Below are 21,820 nucleotides of genomic sequence, written 5' to 3' on the forward strand. Positions count from 1 at the left end.
TTCACATGACGGGTGATGCGAGCATCCAATCTCATAGGTCTTCATCTCCTTTTTCTCCAGTGACAATCATGCAATCAATCAGTGCCTTGGCTGCTTGCCAAGCATGAACCTGCTCTCTATAGGCTTCGAGGCCTTGCGATGTAATTCGGTAATATTTGCGTCGTCCTCCCTGCGTCTCTTCCCCCCAGTAGGACTCCACATATCCACTCTTCTCCAGCCTCTTCAAACTGGAATAAAGCGTAGGTTCCTTCAATTCAAACTGCTCTCCGCTCTTACGATAGATCTCCTTAATAATGCTGTAGCCATAGTTATCTGCGGGTATAAGTACACTCAGAATGATGGGGTCAATATTGCCCCGAATCAGATCACTGTTAATCACTTGCACATCCATCTGCGAGTTTCACCGACTTTCTTCAATCCTGTGTATACTATAAGACATATTACTATGTCTGTAAAGGTAATATACATCACATGGTAAATATGACGCGCAGTGAGCAACATTAGCAACATTCCTCTCTTGTTTTTCGTCTGGAAAATATCAGGGAGGTGATTAGAATACAATTCTTAAATACGATCAGAACATTGACTTCACTGGTATGCCTATCAACTTTGCTGATATTATTCGGCTGTAATCCTACTCCAAGTAACCCTAGAAATATTACCGCAACACCACCAGAAACTAATGTAAAGGAAGCCAAAATGGGATTAAAACAGGTTCAAGAACCGGAGCCAAACTTACCTCAGAAGCTACCTACGCCAACTATTCAGAGCGAAAGCGGCATCTCTATTCCTGCTATACAGGGCAGTTATTGCTGGGGAATGTGTGCTGACTATGCAGGGGATATGGAACTGCTGGAAGGTAAAGTACCTGTCTCCGTGTTGGTAGGTGAGAATATATCTATTCATCTGGATACGAATGTACCCCCTGACGAGTTCACTCTGGTTGAATATGTGAATGGGAAGGCACGTCCCATCTCTTTGCGAGAAGGTTCATTCCAGTTGTCACAGGAAAAAGGAACTCATTATTATGGAGCCTTTGCCCGGTGGACATCCCCTCAAAATTCGCAGGTTTCCTTGGGTGATACCTCTTTTGCCTTTGTGATCCGTGGTGTCGAAAAAAAATAAAAACAAACAGGGCCCCTCCAATTTCGGAGAGGCCCTTACGCCTTTTTATCTATTGCTGCACTTTCTCTCTATCTTTCCCTTTATCGGATTCACCCGCGTTTTTGTTGGCAGCATCGCGATCCTGTTTCATTTCTTCCACCGTTTTCACCTTAAGACGTGCTGCACCTTCATATTCCTTCGTTGGAATCAAGTCACCAGCAGCGAGTCTCGCTTCTGCGGCAGTGATAGCATCACCATACTGTGGCAACCACTTGGCCTGTGCAACCAGCATCTCGTCGACCATCTGCCAGATCTCTTTTGGATTACATACGGCACCCACGAGCGGGTCCATCATGAACGCCTGACGAAGTAATTTGTCGTCTCCGTTCACTGCGGCTTCAACCGCAAGACGTTGCACGGAAATACTCACATTACATACCGCCGCCGGGCCAAGGGGCAGATCCCCTACATGCGGCATGGAGATACCGTTGCGATCCACATATCCCGGTGCCTCAATAATCGCATCATCTGGCAGGTTCGAGATTACTCCATTATTAACGGTATTGAAATGTCCGCGATAGACACGTCCCGTCTCCAGCCCTTCAATAATGTACGAACCGTGCTCCTCACCCCGTTTTTCCGGAATGAATTGCATCGGTTCATCCTTCATCCAGTTAGGAAAATCAGTCTCGAACCAGTTGCGTCCCTCGGTACATACCCGCAGATAGCCACCTGTCTCTCCATTGATCCAGTTGCCCAGGTCGATCCATTCGTTGATCTCTTCCGGACGTTTGCGGTACCACGGCACATATTCACTCAGGTGACCATTCGATTCCGTACTGTAGTATCCGAAGCGGCGCAGCATATCGATCCGTACTTTTTCGGTACGGCTGTACTCTGGATGTTTCTCAAAAGCTTCGAGCAGATCACCTGTAAGATCTTTACCTTCATGAGAAGCCTGAATATACCAAGTCTGATGGTTGATGCCGGCACAGACAATATCCACTTCACTCTTTTTCAAACCAAAAGCTTCAGCAATCTGATGATGACCATGTTGTACCCCATGACACAGTCCGATCGTCCGCACACCGCCATACTTATTGCAGGCCCATGTGAGCATCGCCATCGGATTGGAATAGTTCAAGAGCAGCACGTCCGGTGCGCTCTGCTCACGAATATCTTTACAGATATCCAACATCTCAGCGATTCCGCGTTGTCCATACATAATGCCACCTGCACACAACGTGTCGCCGACACATTGATCAACCCCATATTTCAGTGGAATATCCACATCGGTTGCAAATGCTTCCAGTCCCCCAACACGAATCGTACACAGTACATACTTCGCATCTTTCAACGCTTCTTTCCGATCCGTTGTCGGCTGAATCTGAATATTCAATCCATTCTCACGGATATCCCGCTGACACAGCTCAGTCACCATGTCCAGATTGTGTTGGTTAATATCGCAGAACGCAATTTCGATGTTGTTAAACTCCGGTACCGTCAGCAAATCCCGCAGCAATCCCCGTGTGAATCCGATACTTCCTGCCCCGATAAACGCCACTTTAAACGACATGTTTATATCCTCCCCTAATCCGAATCTTTCGCTTCGGTTAATGACTCTCTTCATGAAATCATTGTACCAACGGCAAATAGGGAAGCGTTATCAAAATCATGACCTGTTCAAGATCTTGTTGTCAAAAATCCTAACTTTTATGTGCCAGATCCACTAATCGATATGTATTCGAAAATAACTGCAATCGGCTCATTCATCCGGCGGGTACTGACTGACATGTCGTTCCATAGAGGAGCGAAATTCAACTGGCGTACGACCTGTATATTTTTTGAATAACATATGAAAATACTGACGACTGCCTACCCCGACATAATCGGATATCTCTGAAATCGGGATATTGGTCTGCTGAAGCAGCATCTTGGCCTTCTCCATGCGAAGCATCGTCAGGTAGTCGGTTGGTGTACGCTGCGTGTGCTGACGGAAAATGCGATGCAAATAACCCGGATGCAGATTGACGGCTGCCGCGATATCCTTCATCTGAATGTTGCGATCCATATTGTGATGCATGAATTCAATGGTTCGTTTGACATACAGCTCCTTCTGATCTGGCGCACTCCGGTTCATTTCCCCACGCAGACGTGCCACACGGACGATCAACTGGATGAACAACGTACGCACCAACATTCCCTGTTCCGGGGATGACAGATTTCGGGCTTCGCGGTGTTGTGCACGGTCCTCTCTGGGAATAACGCCTATTGGGACAGACGATCTTCCCTGCTCCAACAGACCACGCTGATCGAGTTCCAGCACCAGACTTTTCATAATGTGATACACCTCTTCCGGGTCAGGCAGTACCAGATATGGCGAGGCATTAGCCAGCAAAGTGTGGACTTCTTCCTCTTCCTGTACGAGCTGTCGAATGGACAGCTGACCGGCTGTCGATCCGGAGAATCCAAACTCCACATTGAGCATCCGGCAAGGCACGCCATCTTCCACCAGCAAACGGTGCGGGACACCAGCGTCGAGCATAATGAACTGCCCCTTTTTAAGAACAGCCTGTTCCGAACTCCCATCCGGCATCTGCACATCCACCCGGCACATTCCCGAAATAATATACATGATCTCCGTGGAATCATGATGGTGATAGGACATACGGTAGTTGTCCCATTGCTTGTAATAGTACGCGTAAAAACGCGGCCCGCAGTCCTCTGTTCGCAATGCCTCCTGATATAGGCTTCCTGTCCAGCGCTCAGTGATACTCATGTGCATACCTCCAGTCCTTCAACGATCAATCCTCACTTTTCTCCATTGTAACAATTCTGTCGGGTGGATATAAACTATCTTGGTTAGAAGCCTCATTGCATTATTAAATTAGATAAATATATAATTAGTATATAATCTAATCATTTATGTAAACTGTCTATAACTAAGGAGGTTTCCACTCATGAGTACCACCTTTCATTTGGTGAGACACGGTCTCAAAGAACGACGAATCGGTGATGTCCCCCTCACTTCCGAAGGGGCTTTACAAGCCGAAGCCACAGCACTTCATTTTGCCAGAGCTGACTTTCCTATTACTAAAATCCTGACCAGCCCACTTCGACGTTCCCAAGAAACCGCAAGCATGATTGCCCGCCATACCCACGCACACATAACCGAAGATCCTCGCCTGCGCGAACGTGCCAATTGGGGAGATTGCCCGGATCAGTCATTCGAAGAATTTATTGCCATGTGGGATCGATGTACGTCTGACCCCGATTACATTCCACCGGTCGGAGACTCGGCCAAACAGGCTGGTGAACGTCTGGCCTCCCTGCTAACTGAATTGGCTAATGATGAGCCGGAGAACCGAAACATTATTGTAATTACACATGGTGGACTCATTACTGATTTTCTGGTGCAAACCTTCACCGAGCGCGAGCTTAACGATTGGCATCCCGATTTTGTAGCGATGCAGAATCAGCTTATTCCCGAGTGCTCCATCACCACCTTGATCCATGATCAAGGTAAATACACCATAAAAGCATTCGCTTCTACCGCGCATCTAGACTCTAACTAACGATGTAGAAGAAAGACGTACCACGGATAGATTGAAAAACGCCAAGTGATGTCCACCAATCCTCCGATCCTCATGTAAAAAAGCTCTGAAACCTCCATATGCCAAGACACATGGGAGATTCCAGAGCTTCTAAGTATCGATGCCAACGGTTACTTTATCCGTTAACCCCTCAACTTTTTCGTCAGTCCCTTTTTTGCTCACTGGGCCTGATCTTTATTTATTTTTCCATCGATAATTTCTATGACACGGTTGCATCTTTTAGCGACTTCTAAATCATGAGTCACAATAATAACAGTTTTTCCTTCTTGATGGAGCTGCTGTAATAGGTTCATAATCTCTTCGCCGGTTTTTTGATCCAGATTACCCGTTGGCTCATCAGCTAAAATTAATTCAGGCCCACCAACCAATGCTCTGGCTATTGCAGTACGCTGCTGTTGTCCGCCTGAGAGTTCATCAGGCTTTTTATTTATATGTTCCTTTAGACCAACTTTTTCAATATACATTTTAGCTTTGGCAATTCTGTCTTTATGTGCTAATTTTCTATATGTTAGGGGCAAGGCCACATTATCAAGTACGGAATAATCTTTTAACAAAGCAAAGAATTGAAAAACAAATCCGATAGTTTGATTTCTAGTCTTATGCATTTTATGATTTTTTATTTTTTGAAGTGAATTTCCTTTTAAAAAGAAATCCCCCTCTGTAGGGGAGTCTATCAACCCTAGTATATTTAAAAGTGTACTTTTGCCAGAACCAGAGGGTCCCATAATAGCAATTAGTTCTCCCCGTTGAATATTCAGGTTAATACCATCCAGAGCAAAAGTCTCATGATGCTTGTGACGATATATTTTCTTGATCTCTTTTAACTGGATCAGTTGGTCCATCACTCCATACCTCCAATCATAGATTTAGGCTCTAGTTTCCGAATAAATAGATATACAATACAGCTTGATATCACAATGATTACTAACAATACAAGAATAATAAAGAAAAGGATTGGACTATTTAATTTATAGTCTAATGGACTTGCGTAGTCGAATTCGCTTGAGAACTGTAATAATCTACTATATTTCCATAGAAAATGACCTATGGATAGGGCTACGCCAGTGATGCCAATTACTGAATTCTCTATAGTAATTTGGACCAGAATCCCAAGTTTACTTTCCCCCAGAGCCAGCTTTACCCCAAACTCCCTTTTCCTGATCATAATAGAAACAATAGTGGTAACTACAATGCCAATTACAGAAAAAATAACGAATGATGCTCCTAGAATGAGCTGAGGAATTTCGATATAGGCATTATCCCTAACATTTTGTTTTACTTCTCTCTCTAAACTCTTCAAGCTTAACAGTACATCATTTTCAGGTAATCGAATAATTTCCTTCAAGTTCTCCATGTCCGCATTTTCACGCAATTTCAAAACAGTACCTAAATGTAACCTCGTAAACATCGAGTCATAGTTGTTATAAATATCGTTAGACATTGGTATCAACATCACTTTATCCACTTTCTGATAAGTGTTTGATGTATTGTTGTTAACAATATATCTGTCAGGCAAGAAACCGTTAATTGTGTACTGACCATTAATGACATCGCCGATTTTGTAATATTTCTTAAAATAGGAGCCAACAAGTACTTGTACGTTCTCATTGCGATTTTTATTGAAATCTTCATCTGAGAGCCCTTGTCCTGGTTTCAATTTTAAATCTAAAAGCTGACAATAATTTTGATCCAAGACAATTGCACTAATCGAAGGCATATCAAATCCAAGATTAGTTTTCGTCAATTCAACTACCATTTTCTTGTCAAGTTTATCTTCATTTAGATCAAGCATAACAATATCCTCATAGTACGTACCATAGGAAACCACATCCGGGTCATTATCAAGTTTGGTGTATATTTCTTTTACTTGGTCTTGATTAAACTTTCCTTTCAGGAGTCCTCCTGTCATCCGCTCGGGCACCACTAAATATGTGCTTTTCAAGTCCAGAATCGATTGGTTGCTTAGATATGATAGATTGTAAAAAATATTGACAGAACCGGTTATGGTTGAAAATCCATATGTGAACTGAATAAGTAGCAAAATCGAAATAACCCATCTACTCTTTAATGAGTGTAACGCACTTCGTATTCTAAACATGGCACTACTCCTTTAATGCCTTTGCAGGTTCAATTTTCAACATATGAAAAAATGGGATTATGGCTGTTATCACCGAAATGACAAGCGTAATTAGTATTCCGAAAATAAAATGACTAAAGCTTACGCTAATGTAATAGCTAGTCACATTAAGAATTTTGAGACTCAGTATACTTAAAAACCACTGGATCAAGATCGAACAGGTACCTGCCAGAACTGCACAGATAGTGAGTTGGCTAACGATGTGAACAAATAGATTGAAATTACTCGCTCCTAAAGCTTTTCTTAAAGAAATTTCTTTCCTTTTTGAATAAATCCATAAATAACTCACATTAATACAATTGATCAGGGCGATCAAAAAAAGTTTGTATGGATAACTGAGTACCTCGTTGACACCTTGTCTTGCATTTTTTTCTTTTTTATAATTTTCATGTTCATCTACAATCTTCGCTTGTAATCCTGAATGTTGTTGTGAAAGCTCGGATATAAAACGATTGATTTCGGTCTCCGGATTTTGATTTGACCTGACTATGAGTTGTAGTGCATTTTGTTTAATTATGTTTTGTTTAATAGAATCAGGCAGTTCATTCATATAAACATACATTTTAAAGTTATAAACATTAATTAAATCATCTCCTAAATCTTTGCCTGCGATTCCTTTGATCATGTACTGATGATCCAATACTTTAATTGTGCCAATATGATCGGATATCAATCTGCCTACAATAATCTCATTGTTTACATTGGAGACTATATTAGATCCTCTAATCAAAGGCGGTGACCAATTTTCAGGATTTAGCAGACCTATGATTTGAATTTGCCCTATCTCTGGTTCCGTAACCGTTATATCACCTGTAATCACACTAGCATCCTTAAAATTAGTTTCTGCCAATTCTTGAATCTCAAGTAAGTCTACATTCTGAAAGTTGGTTAGCGTGACAGAATAATAATTTTTAAAGTGTCCATTCTTTGAGTGATAAAAATGTTCTTCATAATAGCTTTGGGTCGAGAGAGCAATTAAGATGGGTAGAGTCGTTAAAAGGAATCCAATAAAAATTATAGTGAATATTTTTTTGCTTACGAATATAGCTTTTAAGATTTGTCGCATAGTCGCCTCCAATAACTAAAACGTGAATAAGGCGGACTAGGCCTTATTCACGCTATGTATTCCTAATATTTAATTAAAATTGATCGTTTTTGATACGGACCCACTTTCTCCGACCATAACCCATTCATGAGTAGAAGTCCCACTACTTACAGCCCCACCAGTTAAAAAATTGATAGACACTGTATCCGTCGATCTAGCAGGATTTTTTACATTATATCCATTTGAACCATCATTTGTTCTGGCAGACACGGATATTTGGTAGTTGTATGGTTCATTGTCTTGTCTAGTAACTGCGCTAACATTGGCTCTCGCCCCGGAACCAAACCAAGTAGCAGAAGAATCCCAGGAAATTGAGGCAAAGGAAACAGAAGACATCGTACCTAATAAGATTGCGGTGATACCTAGTGAAGTCAACGATTTTTTAAGCAGATTTTTCATGTGAAAATTTCACTCTTTTTGGGTTGTTTTGTGGTTACATACAGATACTACCATAAAAGAAATGCCATTCAATACAATTACTAAAATTTAACATTAATCTTACACTGGGTTTACATTCCAAATAGGTCATATGTAATGTGTTATCATCAAAAAAATGAGTAAAGCCTCTTCGTCTTGCCTTATCAGGGTTCATTACTAATGAACAATATAATAATTTAACCTGTCTTTGAGAAATAACAGCCACATTTTGGTTTTTGATTGGAAGTTACGATTGAGTATGTTAGGTGCAATTTTACGTACGGTTCTTTTATAGAACAATTGATCTCCAAGTGCTTCATCACCACATTGATCCATGATCAAGGAAACTGCACCATTAAAGCGTTCGCTGCTACCGAGCATCTAGACTCCAACGATGTAAAAGAAAGACGTAACACGGATGGCTGAGAAAACGCCAAGCTTTATCCGCAGATCCTTATGTGAAAAAAGCTCTGAAACCTCCATGTGCGGGACACATTGGGATTCCAGAGCTTCCAAGCTTCGATGCCAACTCTTAAAACTAACGACGCTGCGTTACGTTACAGGCTGATCATGAACACATGTTATGTTGCTATTGCTAGCTATTATTACTCCGGCCTGCTTATTTCCCGCCCTTACCTGGCGTGTAGAACTTAGGTAGCGTTACCTTCGACCAGTCGATATCCGATGCCATGTAGAAGGACGGATAGGAAGGCTGGTTGTATCCACTGTTCTGTCCAGCAATGCCCACACGATACATCGCATCATGCATCAACGTGTACAGCTTGCGGTCCGTCTTCTCGGTACTCAGATAGATACGAATTGCTGAGCTGTCGGTGGTTCTCACCAGCATCTCTTCCCGCCAATCCCCGAAGATATCAGCTACGAGAGAAGGCGTACCTTTGGTGTGATTGTTGGTCAGGGTGCCTGTTGCCGTCAGCAACGTCCCACGATTCCAGTCTTTGATGGTTGGTGTAACATCAATCGCACCATCAACGATCTGTGTCGTCATATCGGCAGCCCAACGGATATTCATATTTGTTCCCGGCATCTGATCACTGATTTTCTCACCCTTAGCTGTCCACAAACCTACAGCCCATGTCTCCAGTCCACGACGAGTCGGATCAACATCCCCCACCATGCCGCGACCGGTATCTTTCCCTGTGTATCCGCCATAGATTACTTCTCCGGTCTTCGCATCACGCAGGGAATAGCCGTACGGCGCCCAAGGGCCACCCTCGTGAACCATGAAAATCTCAAGTCCCGGACGATCTGGATCGATATCTGCCACATGAAGTGCGTCGCCATGACCCAGTCGAGCAATGGTTCCCGGTGCAGCACTCTCGGCAGGCATTAGGTCTGTTGAGCTGTAAAGCACGCTGCCGTCATGATCAATTGTAGCGGAGCCATAGATGATCTCCTGTTTGCCATCTCCATCCACATCCGCCACACTAAAATAGTGCGCTCCCTGGGTTGTTATGGAACCGTACTCTGGATCTGTACCATCCACGCCGTGCGGTCCGTCATTGAATGGGTTCTTCATCGGTGTCCAGCCGCTGTCCACTTTCCATTCCTTTTTCAACTTCTTGCCATCCCAGTTGTAAGCAACCATGGTCGAACGTGTATAATATCCGCGTGCAAAGATTGCAGACGGTTTCTTGCCGTCCAGATACGCCACACCTGCCAGGAAACGGTCTACCCGATTGCCCGGTTCGATCCGTGCCATGGCATAATCTCCCCACATCAGGCCGTCATCATGACGTTCAGGTTCATATGGGATGGTCTCCAGCTCTTTGCCTGATTTGCCTTCAAATACCGTAACGTACTCCGGTCCATCCACGATAAAACCTTCGAACTTGCGCAACTCATTTCGGTTGCTGCGTTCTACCGCATATACATCAATGAAGTAGTCGGCCAGGCTCTCGGCATCCTGCTGAGATAATGGGTAGTTATATTTTTTCTCCATTCCAAAAGCCTCTTCCAATGTCGCAGGCCAGTTCCCTTTCACAACCTCGTCGTGTTTATGCCAGTTCCTGAACATATCCACCACATGATCGTAGTAACCGTCAGCACTTAAACGATAATCGTCTTCGTTCGTGTACCCTGCCTTACGATCCTGCTTGGGAAGTGTAATGTATTTCTCGGATGTCACTTTTCCTTTTTTGTTATATTTGATAATCTTTGTGCCCGGAGCGGTCTTAAACATCATCTCGGCTTTGCCATCCCCGTCAAAATCATAAACGAGCATCTGTGTATAATGAGCACCTGCACGGATGTTGACCCCAAGATCGATCCGGTACAGTAATTGTCCATCCAGGGTGTAAGCATCAATGTAAGTTTTACCGGTGTATCCTTTTTGCGATACGTCCTTGGCGTTGGAAGGGTCCCATTTGACGAAAAACTCATATTGGCCATCCCCGTCCACATCACCTACGCTCATGTCATTGGCAGAATAAGTATAAGCTTCTCCGGCCGGCGTCACACCATCAGCGGGTTTTTGCAGTGGAATGTCCACATAGCCGTTCGCCCAAGGTTTGACGGATGCACTGCGTTTGCTTTCCTTGCCCTTCTTGTTCACCGCTGCCACTTCATAACGAGACGATGATTTGCCTGTGGCATCTACATAGTTGGTGCTGTCGGTGACGGTTGCGATCTTTTTGCCATCACGATAGACATTAAAGTCCGTACCTGTCAGCCCTTTGTCGCTGTACCCTGTGGCCTCGTCACCAAGCAATCTCCAGCTGAGAAACACCCCTTCAGATGTCGAAGCAGCCACCAGTCCCCGATCCAGATATTCCAGTTGAATCTCTTTCACGTGACTGCCTCCCTTATGTGATTGCAGGCTAGCCTCTGTCGCCCCATTACCGTTCGAAGCTGCTGCTCCCGTAACGCCAGCTGTTCCTCCAATGAGCAAAGCTACGCTAAGTGCCGAAGAGAGCACCTTGGCTGCAAGTGGCATACGAGCCTTCCTGCGACCGGATTGCAGACCTGACACCGATCCCTTATGTACCGGCGCTGTTGTTTCTGAGTTCATCCACCTTCACGCTCCTTGAGACAGAATGGGTAACGCTTATACACATCGATGATAATTATACGTTCGATAATCCATACAGGCCTTCTTCAACGAAAGATTCCAATCCATAATGATTACGCTTACAAAATTAAAAAAGAGAAATCAGCTTGCCCGACTACCGGAGTGCGGTCCCCCTTTCATTCTCTTTCCAATCCGAGCGAGGTGATCCCGCCCATCGGGTTCTATTATAGACATCCTGCCTGCCAGACCCTAGGCAAATATCCGTCCAAAACGATTAATAATCAGTGTTTTTAGGAGTCTCATTTAGGAAATAAGTACTTGCAACTCTGAGGGTTATCCGTTCCGGTTACGAATCGTTCTTATGATCAAGAACTTCAATCTAGAATGACTCTTGTAATGCATAGCAAAAACCGCGATCCTCTAACACACTGAGGATCGCGGTTAAGACAGTTACAAATAAAGTTTAAGGCTCAATGCCCCATACCAGGTTTCCACCTTGGTAGAGTGTTACCTTGTTCCAATCCTGGTAGGATGTTTTGGTTGGATCGAAAGAGTAGTCATTCGTCTCGTCAAAGTTGGACCAGTCTGTTTTGTACATGCGAAGCTGGATGTCTCCAGTCTGTCCACCAGCCTGAATGCTGCCAGCGCCAGATGTGAAGCTCAGTTCCACATACGAGTCTGTGAAGGTCCGCTGGATATTGGCTCCACCAACTTGAGCGTAATCGATGGCAGAATCCATCGCAGCCGAGCCTTCTTTGGAAAAGTAGTATCTGATCTTCAGATCACTCAGATTCACAGCAGTACTACCCAGATTTTTGATGTTGAAATACGGTTTGATCTGGCTATCTTGAGCATTGGTATCTCCAGCACGATATTGCACGACAAGATTACTCGTTGGAACAACGACACTTTGAGGTGTCGCGGAAGCTACAGCAGAATTGGCACTTTGCCCTGCTGCATTCACTGCACTTACCACATAATGATACGTTGTGCCGTTCGTCAGGGAAGTGTTGGTGTAGGACGTACCGCTCACATTCGCCGCGATTGTTGTGAACGGACCTGTTGCACTCAGTGCGCGTTTCACATCATAACTTGTTGCACCTGTAGAAGCGGTCCACGTCAGGCTCACCTGCGCATTGCCTGCAGTTGCTGTAAGAGCAGTCGGTGCAGCTGGCGCCGTTACACCTGCAACCGGTGTAGCTGTTGCTGTTGCAGAGTTAACACTTTCACCTACTGCATTTGTTGCCGTTACCACATAATAATAGGTTGTACCATTGATCAGGCCGGTGTTGCTGTAAGATGTTCCACTTACATTAGCTGCAATCGTTGTGAATGGACCTGAAGCACTCAGTGCCCGCTTCACGCTATAACTTGTAGCCCCTGTAGAAGCAGTCCACGTCAAGGAGACTTGAGCGTTACCGGCAGAAGCCGTCAATGCTGCTGGTGCTGCCGGAGCTGTTGTTCCCCCCGGAGGATTGCCTCCACCGTTACTTGCAGGAAGTACAGGGAATGCGTTTTTCACCAGTGCCACGAATTGATCATGGAACCAGTGACCCGATACCGGAGCATTAGGCAACGCACCTGTTAATACACCATCCCGAGTTGTGAAGGTTGGATCACACATCCGGTCGAAACCTTTGCCTTCGTTATTCGGTATTTCGGAGCTGGAGCCATCGGATTCACCCGGAGGTTTCACCCATACATAAGCATCCAGATGCGCTGGTCCTGGTGCAGCCTTAGGTGCTTCACCAATACCTGCACCACTGGCATTACACCAGTTCCCCCGATGCTCCCGGCGATCTACACGTCCGGAATTCACATAGTCATTGATGTTGCTGCCCGTAGCAGATGCTGGACGGTCTACCCCGCCCCACCCATTCCGGCTAGTATCAATGAGGAAACCTGTGCTGCTTGGCCAGCCAGCTTGTACGAAATCGGCATACAGCGCAGCGGTGAAATCGGTTTCGTCAAAATAAGGATTCCACTCATAAAACTTGGCAGATTTAATCGGTTGTCCACCGATATTGAGATCAGGGTTAGACAGGTTCGGCTCCCCCAGCGGTGTAGTGTTCGCTGTATTTGTAATGAAGCCATCTGCACTGCTCAGACCCGCGGCTGTCCCTTGCACAACACTTGTATACAGCGCTACTGCTGCAGAACGGTTGTTATCCCATCCGAGCCAGCCGGAGTGGCCGATATCCAGATAGTTGTACACATTCGGAATGGCGTGCAGCTTGTCCAATGCATACTTCACACCCGCCTCATAGATACCTGTTGAGCTGGCTTGACCACAAGCTGGTGTACTTAGGTTGGTCACAAGGTTAGGCAGACTGTCCGGTTCAATGACAGCAATAATGCGAATGTCCTGATACTTCGGATCTGCGAAGATATCTGCGAGCACATCAATATAATCCGTTTTATAGGTCTGCAGTGCCGCCTGTGTTAGTGGAAGTTCACCATTCGATGCAAGTGCATGACAATCCCGTCCGGGCAGATTGTAAATAACAAATGAAGCGGTGATCGGTGTACCCGGTTTCTTTTGAGCGAGAACGGCATCAAGATGCTGCTCTACACTTTTGCGACCAGCGTTGTCCGTGCCGCCATAGATTGCAGCAATCCGGTCAACCCATACTGCGGTTGGATACGATTTGACCGTCTCCATCTTGGCCTTCAACGACGCATCGTTGGTCAGTGCAATGGACGTATCCACGAGAGCTGAATAGTCCTGATTCAGATAGGCCGTTGCCCCTACAAATGGATTATCCACATGTGCTTCAGCCGCCTGAGTCAAGCCTGGAGACAATCCAGGGAAAATCCCCGCAGCGAGCAGCGTTGCTGCCAGCATTTGTTTTACACCTTTGCGCAGGATCTTCTTACCTCTCGATTTGGTTTTCAATTTAGTCTTCATAGTTCCACCTTTCCTTTAGTTAGATTGGGTTGTACTCATGTCTGATCCTCTGTGTCATTATGATGCTTAGCACGAAGAGAACGTTCGGATGAGTTGGTTGTATCACCTCCAAAAGAATTGGTTGTATAACTGGAATCTTGAGCAAACAAATGGTGTGTGAGGGCGAATCATGTGAATGAGTATAATATGGTGGGTGTGGTTGAACGTGTGTTAGACATGAAGAAGTGTGAATAATGACCTACGGGATGTCTGAATCCTAAATTCGGTAAGCGCTTTCTTCAAACAGTTAAAAAAAAAGGTCTTCGCCTATCCATCTACAAACATGATGTTTGGTTTCACCTCCTTATGTTCTGATTATACGACATGTAAATATTACTGTAAATTGAATTATATAAATTTAATTATATTTTTTTCCATAATTCAGGCAGGAATCTGGACATCCCTTGCTCCAAAAGACACACGAGGTTCATCCTGGCTATATGCCACAATGAACCTCGTGTTTTTCAAGGTCGAATCAACCCTTCGTCTAGATAATCATTACATATAATGCCTTGTTCTTAAATTCCTACGTCTAGGGCAAAACGACAATGTCTCCCGGTTTCAACCCGCTAACCACTTCCGTCTTGTCCCCCGATTCCATTCCAGCCTGGATGGTCAGCGGCTCTGTCTGTCCGTTCCCTTTGTCTAACAGTACGTAAGGCTCGGTCTGATCCCGCATGATCGCGAGGCTGGACACTACCGTCACTTTATCCTTCCGCATCGTCTCGATATCGCCTTCCAGACTCACGCCTCCATACATTCTGGCGTCAGGCTTCAGATCAATGACCACGTCAAACTGGGATGCTTGCTTGAGGTCCGTATCCGTACTCTTGCGGGCGAATTTGGATACCTTGCTCACCTTCCCCGTGAATTGCAGGTCTTTCTGTGCTGTCATTCGCACCTTAACTGGCATTCCCACCTTGAGCCTGAACATTTCTTCCTCACCAACAATCGTCATAAATTTCAGTTTGCTGATATTTGTAATGGACCCGATCAGCTGTCCTTCCGTCACCGCACGTGTCTTGCTGTCCTCTTCATTCATCTGAAATATACCGGAAGCGGAAGCATACACAACAGACTTACTTATTACTGCCTGCTTTTTCTGTATCTCCTTCTCCTTGAGGACCAGCGCTTTTTGATTCAATTCATTCGTCAGGCGTTTACCTTCCCGATCTGCAAATGCCTTCTTGCGCTCCTCTTCCGTCACGCCAAGCGTCTCACTCATATTCGCCTGATCCAGGCTAACCTGATTCATCTTATTTTCCAGCTGGGCTTTCTCCAGATCACTCTGCAACTGTTCTACTTCCGTTTGTAACGTGGAAGTATCGAGGGTAAAAAGGATATCGCCTTTGCTCACCTGCTCACCACTTTTCACGTGCCACTGCTTGATGTTGGAAGCATACGGAGCGAAAATATCCGTCTGATCGGTGTATACGGATTTCCCTTTCACCTGTATCGTTTGCGTCATCGTTTCCTGTGTCACATCAAAAGTAATCGGGGGCGGAATCTCTATAGGTGCCTCCGGTTTTGGCTTGTACTTTTCATACAACCAGTACCCTGCACCTGCCAAAAGTACAACGGTGATGATGATTTTAATCCATTTCTTCATGTGCCCAATTTCCCTTTCGCTGATAAAATTACATTGATTTGATCACAGTTAATGCATTGGTTCGGGATGCGCTGATTGCCGGATATATACCCGATACAATGCCAACCAGAACAGCAAACACGATGCCCAGTGGCAGAGCCGACTGCTGAATAACGACGGTCATCGGACCATTCATCTGATCTGCCATCTGACTCGCCAGCAGACTGTTCACCCCGCCGAGGGCAGCAAAGGCAATCCCCACACCAGCCACGCCGCCCATTAATCCAAGCATCGCTGCTTCCGTAATAAACATCTGTCGAATCTGCCACAGATTTGCGCCCAGCACCTTCATCACACCAATCTGTTTACGACGCTGATGCGTGGACATAATCATCGCTACAATAATGGATAATGAGGCAAGCAGCATGATAAAACCACCGATCCCCAATGCCGCTTTTTGGTACATCGCCAATTGACCCGCCATCGCTTCCTCCTGGAACAGATTACTCTGTGTGTTTAACGTCAGCTTTTTAATCTGTTCTTCCACCTGGGATACATAACGTTTGTCCTCAACCTTGACCAGAGCCGAGTTAAGATGCTTGGCCGAACTATTGTCTGCCTGTTGCAATCCAAGCTCATCCTGCAATGCACGAGCTGTATCAAGTGGCAGATATACTTTTTTGTCACCCTGAGCAGTTATATCATCCATATTGGAGGGTTTCATTAGTTCTCCAGATACACGTATGGAGCCGCTCATTCTGGTTTTGCCCGCATTCACAAAGTCTTCATATCGAAACTGAACATGCTGCTGGACGAGCTGATCCTGCTTCGATGCAATCGTCATATACTCTTCCAAAAGCGCATTGTTATATGGATCAGCATTCAACTGCTCGAATAACTTCTGAGTTACTTTGGGATCTACGAGTCCGAATGCGGTCCCATAACTGGTCACCGCCATACGACCATCCTCTGCCCCACGTCCCTCAGCATACTTGTATCCAAACCCGCCCAGGGTCTCCAGCTGGGTACCAATGACCTCAACATACGTGCTGCGACCATCCGGAAGCACCATTTCCAGCGAATCCAGCTTTAACATAGGAGCCACGGCAGCAACATGGGGAAGTCTTTGGATAATCTGAATCTTTTCCAACGTCAAAGCTCCCCGTTCAAACTTCGATGTCTGACCATTCCCCTTGCCGTTCCCAGTACGTATGCCTTCATTGGGCGTAATCGTGATTTCATCCATCTTGTAATTGTCGTTCAATGTTTTCTCGCTATAGGTCTGTACGGACTGCCCCACGCTAAGTGCAATGATCATGGCGGCAGAGCCGATGGACAACCCCATCATACACAGCAGTGTGACCATTTTTCTGCGAATGATCTGTCCCCAGGCCATACGTGCTACATCCCGTATTCTCACATTTCCTCTCCTTTTGCCTCAAACTTCCCTTACAGCCTCTTCGACAAGTATTCCATGTTGCAGTGTAAGCACAACTTGCATCTGCTCTGCGACCTCTGCTTCATGTGTCACAATGACAAAGGTTGTATTCATATCCCGGTTAAGCTGCTGCAAAATCGCAATAATCTCTTCCTCCGTCTCGGTATCCAGATTCCCGGTAGGCTCATCTGCAAAGATCACCGAGGGTTCGGTAATGAGCGAACGTGCAATACTGACACGTTGTTGTTGACCGCCCGACAACTGGGACGGGAACAAGCTTGCTTTTTCACCCAGTCCAACCTGTTCCAACAGCTTCAATGCTTTTGCTTTGCGTTTCGAAGGGCTTATCCCCATGAACACCAAGGGTAATTCTACATTTTCCCGGATCGTAAGATTGGACAGCAGCTCATAGGATTGAAAAATAAACCCGATATGACTGCGCCTGAACTCAGCCAGACGATTTTCACTGAAACGTACAATATCTTGTCCCGCAATCCAAATCTTGCCCTGATCCGGTTTCATCAGCCCCGCCATCAGATTCAGCAGTGTGGATTTACCCGAACCAGAACTGCCCACGCAAGGCTACCATCTTGCCTTCTCCAATCGTCAGGTTGATATCCTGAAGCACCGGAACGGTCCCCTGGCCATTGCGGAACGAGTGGGATAATTGTTCAACTTGAAGCATTGCTACATTTCTTCCTTTCTACTTGCTAAATATGTACAGAGGTTGTTCAAAAAGATTCGCGTAGCACATTCCCTTTTCATTATAGGGTGGAGATGTATCCGGGCTGGCCGGAGTTGTATCCAACTTGTAACATGTCATAACAAAAAGACCTTGTCCGCAGAGCAGATATCGCCAGCTCCATCAGACCAAGGTCTTATATTCGTATACTTTCCGCAGCTTACCAGGCTCTGAAACTAAAGCGGTACATTTCACTTTTATCCACTGAGCTGCTTACAGCAAATAATTCATCGTCATTCCATTTCAGACTGATGAAGTTATCAATATTGCGATAGATCACCGTATCGGACGAAATCTTGCTGTCATTCAGGTAGGCAACATGCAACTCATTCTTTTGATTCTGACTGTCCATCGGGAAAAAGTAAGCTATTCGCGATTCATCTGCATCCAGATCGAAGCTCCAGATCGAACCTTGTAATAACAGGTCATACTGCCCCTCTGCTGCGCGATATCGATACAGGCCTTGTACCTTATTCACCGTTCCCTGGATGAGCATGTCACCATTTTTCAACAACTTGAATTGTTGAATGTCTTCCATTGCGGCATACGCCGTCACTTCATGCTTGTCATCAAGCGAAACACGATAAATGGCGTACTTGTCCTTCAGCATGACCAGCACATAAACCTGCTTCAGATCTTTACTGACTTCCAGGGCATCTATAATGATAAACGTGTCATTCGAACTCTTCACTTGGCTTGAACCCATGAACATGCTCATCAGCTCTTCATGAGTGTAGATCACTTGACTCGTGCCGTTGTTCAGATCCACTTGCTTAAACAAAAGATCATCCTGGCCAATGTAGGATTCATTCCCTGCAAACACTCTGTAATACGAGTTGTCATTCGGAAGCTTGCGACGATCTCCGGTCTGAATAACATACTCATACGTTGTCTTTTGCGCCTGACCTGCCCGGTACTGAGAATAAATGATCTTCTTGAGGTCCGGGCTGATCGCAACGCCGTAATCGGTATTACCTGCAATGTTCTTGACCTCATTATCATCCAGATGCAGCAGAGACAGTTGAATCCCGGAATAGGAAGAATCCGGTTGATTCAATATAATCGTGTTCCGGTTCACCACTTCAAAATCATAAATCGCGAAGTCATTCGGGATCTTGGTGGCCGATTCGATCTGAATCGTACTGCTCGGTGGTGGCGCCAAACGGCTGTTGAATTGCTCACCTGGCAAAATCACCGTTCTTGGTTTGAGATTTGCGATACTGAACAGGCTACCAATACCGAAAATTCCACTGACAAATGCGATTAACAGCCCTGACAGCATCAATCTGTCGCGATTTTTACGCCAAAATCCGGGATGTCTCATGCGTTCATTTCCCCCGGAAGACTGATATTTACTTGTGTCCCTTCCCCCATGATGCTCTTCATCTCCACTGTTCCTCCATGACGCTCAACGATGTTCTTCACAATAGACAAGCCCAACCCGGCGCTGCCCTTCTCCGCCCTATTGATTCCTTTATCCTGGTAAAAGGGTTCAAACACATGCTGAAGTGCTTCAGCACCGATTCCCTCTCCCTGATCACGGATCACAATAGCGATGGAATCACCTAGTCGGAAGGATTGCACCTCGATGATTGAATTCACATCGCTGTATTTGACCGAGTTATCCAGAACGTTAAGGAAGACCTCCTTCAACTTATCACGATCTCCCTGTAGATACTGGTGTTCTTCCAGCTCATAGTGGATGCCTATATTGTACTTGCTCGCCTTAATCGACATGTCCTCACAAGCCTCACGAATAATATCTGATATATCGATACGTTCGAACCGGTACGCCTGAATGACCGCAGAGGAGACCGAGACCTCCAGAATATCCGCAACCATCGTGTTGAGACGCTGGCTTTCCTTGATGATATAATTCATGCCTTTGTCGAAAAAGTCCGGGTCGGTAAACCCGTTATCCCGTAAAATCTGGGCGTACCCCAGAATCGTTGTTAAGGGTGTCTTCAATTCATGCGTCACATTGTCAAAAAAAACTTTGCTTCGCGCCTGTACTTGCTTCACTTCGTCCCGCTCTCGCTCAATCACATCAATCTGCTCCCGAACCCGATCAATCATGACGGTGAAGCTTGAAGCCAATTCACCGATCTCATCCTTGGTTGTAATCTGAATGTCCGCATTCAAACTTCCATGGGCCACTTCCGCAGAACGTTTCGTCAGTACACGGATGGGTTGTGTAATTTTCCGGGAAATAAAGATGGATGCGATAAATACAAATACAAAAATAACCGCTGCAAACAGCTTGATCGTATTCTGGAACCGGAGATTGCGTTTGTACAAGTCGGTGTAATCCTTCTCCAACTGCACAATTCCAATCAATTGTTGATCCATCTGAAGCGGGAAGGACAGACTGGAGGTGACCCGACCTTTATCCACAACTGTGGTATAAGCGATCCGGGATTGTATGGCTTCCTCCACATCAGGATGGTCAGAGCGCTTAGCAACGTTAACCTTGCTACCAGCAGATCCGTAGGGCGAAGCATCGGGACGGTATACCGTAATCTCCCCACCAACGGCTGATCCAATCTGCTCCGCGAGCTCGCGACTTCCTGCTTCGAGCGAGTCTCTGCTCATGCGTTTGTTATGAATCAAGAAGTACTGATTCAGCGCGATATCCAGATTTCTTTTGGATTGCACCATATCCTCATGCACTTCCCGGTACATATTCTCCTGGGCTACCTTATTGGACAGAATCAGCAGGACGGAGAATCCGATAAATACAATGACCGAGAATAGCACCACCATTTTGAACTGGATCGTCCACTTCATGTCTGTACCTGAATATTCAGCTTGTACCCCACACCGAAAACCGTTTCAATCATCGAAATGCCTTGCACACCACTATCCAGTTTCTTGCGAATCCGTTGCACATGAATGTCCACCGTTCGGGTATCCCCTGCAAAATCAAATCCCCATACCTTGTCCAGCAGTTCAGAACGTGTATGAACCTTACGATGATGGGTCACGAGAAATAACAACAGATCATATTCTTTATTCGTGAGTCCTGCCCGTTCCCCGTCTTTCCACACTTCCCGTTCATCCTTGCGGATCTCAATATGCTTGCCTAGCCTTACCACCTCATAGGACTGATTCTCCAGTGTCTCGCTGATCAGATCAATCCGGCGAAAAATCGCCCGAATGCGCGCAACCACCTCACGGATATCAAAAGGCTTCGTGATATAATCATCCGCCCCAAGCTCCATGCCAAGTACCTTGTCCAGCATGTCCGACTTTGCAGTGATCATGATGACGGGGATCTTGGAGTTCACAGATAGTTGCCTGCACACATCAAAACCGCTCATATCTGGCAGCATCAGATCCAGCAGGATCAGATCCGGCTTCGAATCCCGAAGCAGATCCAGGCCCTCTTTTCCCGTAGCTGCTTCCTTGATCTCAAATCCTTCCTTACGTAACGAATAGGACAAAATATCGCGAATGGACTCCTCGTCCTCAATAATTAAAATCTCTTTTTGTCTCATGATACTTTCGTAATCTCCCTGCTCTATGAATTTCCTTCATCTGCCTATATTTTGTATCCCAAGCCGTATGCTTGAATAGAGGGAAGCACGAAATGTTACAACTCCGATACAACTCTGGACCTTTTGGAAACAACCTCCCGATATACTTGGATCATAAGAGACTCATACCAGACCGGACCCAAGCCTGATCTGTATCCAAG

At 45.5% G+C, this 21,820-nt stretch carries 16 protein-coding genes and 1 pseudogene; 2 read left to right on the forward strand and 15 right to left on the reverse strand.

The annotated features are described in order from the left end of the window. Positions 1-31 precede the first annotated feature (31 nt). Entirely contained in the window at positions 32-391 is a 360-nt protein-coding gene (locus QF049_RS18180; RefSeq protein ID WP_307539442.1) for a PadR family transcriptional regulator, read from the reverse strand. 308 nt (positions 392-699) lie between these two features. Here QF049_RS18180 and QF049_RS18185 point away from each other — a divergent pair, with 308 nt between their 5' ends. Continuing rightward, a complete protein-coding gene (locus QF049_RS18185) occupies positions 700-1,125 on the forward strand; it encodes a hypothetical protein (RefSeq protein WP_307539443.1) in 426 nt (141 codons plus the stop codon). Positions 1,126-1,174: 49 nt separating this feature from the next. On the opposite strand, the gene melA is transcribed toward QF049_RS18185, so the two are convergent. Further along, positions 1,175-2,680, reverse strand: coding sequence for an alpha-glucosidase/alpha-galactosidase (gene melA / locus QF049_RS18190; protein WP_307539445.1), 1,506 nt, complete (start codon positions 2,678-2,680; stop codon positions 1,175-1,177). A 189-nt stretch (positions 2,681-2,869) separates the two neighbouring features. Then, positions 2,870-3,883 (reverse strand): AraC family transcriptional regulator, encoded by a 1,014-nt coding sequence (locus QF049_RS18195; RefSeq protein WP_307539447.1) that lies wholly within the window; start codon positions 3,881-3,883, stop codon positions 2,870-2,872. 181 nt (positions 3,884-4,064) lie between these two features. On the opposite strand from QF049_RS18195, the gene QF049_RS18200 reads away from it, so the two are divergent. Further along, positions 4,065-4,679: a histidine phosphatase family protein gene (locus tag QF049_RS18200; RefSeq protein ID WP_307539449.1), complete on the forward strand. Its 615-nt coding sequence runs from the start codon at positions 4,065-4,067 to the stop codon at positions 4,677-4,679. A gap of 197 nt (positions 4,680-4,876) precedes the next feature. Here QF049_RS18200 and QF049_RS18205 read toward each other — a convergent pair whose 3' ends face one another. The 12 genes and pseudogenes from QF049_RS18205 to QF049_RS18260 form a co-directional block, all read right to left on the reverse strand. After that, a complete protein-coding gene (locus QF049_RS18205; RefSeq protein ID WP_124117227.1) occupies positions 4,877-5,560 on the reverse strand; it encodes an ABC transporter ATP-binding protein in 684 nt (227 codons plus the stop codon). Beyond that, on the reverse strand, positions 5,560-6,627 hold the full coding sequence (locus tag QF049_RS18210) for an FtsX-like permease family protein (RefSeq protein ID WP_307539452.1): 1,068 nt from the start codon (positions 6,625-6,627) through the stop codon (positions 5,560-5,562). The genes QF049_RS18205 and QF049_RS18210 overlap by 1 nt, the downstream gene beginning before the upstream one ends. Positions 6,628-6,820: 193 nt before the next feature. Then, positions 6,821-7,921: an ABC transporter permease gene (locus QF049_RS18215; RefSeq protein ID WP_307539453.1), complete on the reverse strand. Its 1,101-nt coding sequence runs from the start codon at positions 7,919-7,921 to the stop codon at positions 6,821-6,823. 69 nt (positions 7,922-7,990) lie between these two features. Continuing rightward, complete coding sequence (locus QF049_RS18220) at positions 7,991-8,359, reverse strand: hypothetical protein (RefSeq protein ID WP_307539456.1); 369 nt, start codon at positions 8,357-8,359, stop codon at positions 7,991-7,993. 637 nt (positions 8,360-8,996) lie between these two features. After that, positions 8,997-11,333, reverse strand: a complete 2,337-nt coding sequence (locus QF049_RS18225; protein ID WP_307543318.1) for a rhamnogalacturonan lyase — start codon at positions 11,331-11,333, stop codon at positions 8,997-8,999. Between the two features lie 538 nt (positions 11,334-11,871). Then, a complete protein-coding gene (locus QF049_RS18230) occupies positions 11,872-14,316 on the reverse strand; it encodes a glycoside hydrolase family 6 protein (protein WP_307539458.1) in 2,445 nt (814 codons plus the stop codon). Positions 14,317-14,887: 571 nt separating this feature from the next. Continuing rightward, the gene (locus QF049_RS18235) at positions 14,888-15,964 is read right to left on the reverse strand and encodes an efflux RND transporter periplasmic adaptor subunit (protein WP_192132791.1); all 1,077 of its coding nucleotides are present in this window, start codon (positions 15,962-15,964) and stop codon (positions 14,888-14,890) included. A gap of 28 nt (positions 15,965-15,992) precedes the next feature. Then, positions 15,993-17,363, reverse strand: a complete 1,371-nt coding sequence (locus QF049_RS18240) for an ABC transporter permease (RefSeq protein WP_307539461.1) — start codon at positions 17,361-17,363, stop codon at positions 15,993-15,995. 18 nt (positions 17,364-17,381) lie between these two features. After that, positions 17,382-18,066, reverse strand: a pseudogene (locus tag QF049_RS18245) (ABC transporter ATP-binding protein). 217 nt (positions 18,067-18,283) lie between these two features. Next, on the reverse strand, positions 18,284-19,447 hold the full coding sequence (locus QF049_RS18250; protein ID WP_307539463.1) for a hypothetical protein: 1,164 nt from the start codon (positions 19,445-19,447) through the stop codon (positions 18,284-18,286). Continuing rightward, positions 19,444-20,910, reverse strand: a complete 1,467-nt coding sequence (locus QF049_RS18255) for a sensor histidine kinase (RefSeq protein WP_307539465.1) — start codon at positions 20,908-20,910, stop codon at positions 19,444-19,446. The genes QF049_RS18250 and QF049_RS18255 overlap by 4 nt, the downstream gene beginning before the upstream one ends. After that, a complete protein-coding gene (locus tag QF049_RS18260) occupies positions 20,907-21,620 on the reverse strand; it encodes a response regulator transcription factor (protein ID WP_036606313.1) in 714 nt (237 codons plus the stop codon). The genes QF049_RS18255 and QF049_RS18260 overlap by 4 nt, the downstream gene beginning before the upstream one ends. Positions 21,621-21,820 lie beyond the last annotated feature (200 nt).

The organism is Paenibacillus sp. W4I10 (assembly GCF_030816325.1).
Classification (GTDB): domain Bacteria; phylum Bacillota; class Bacilli; order Paenibacillales; family Paenibacillaceae; genus Paenibacillus; species Paenibacillus amylolyticus_B.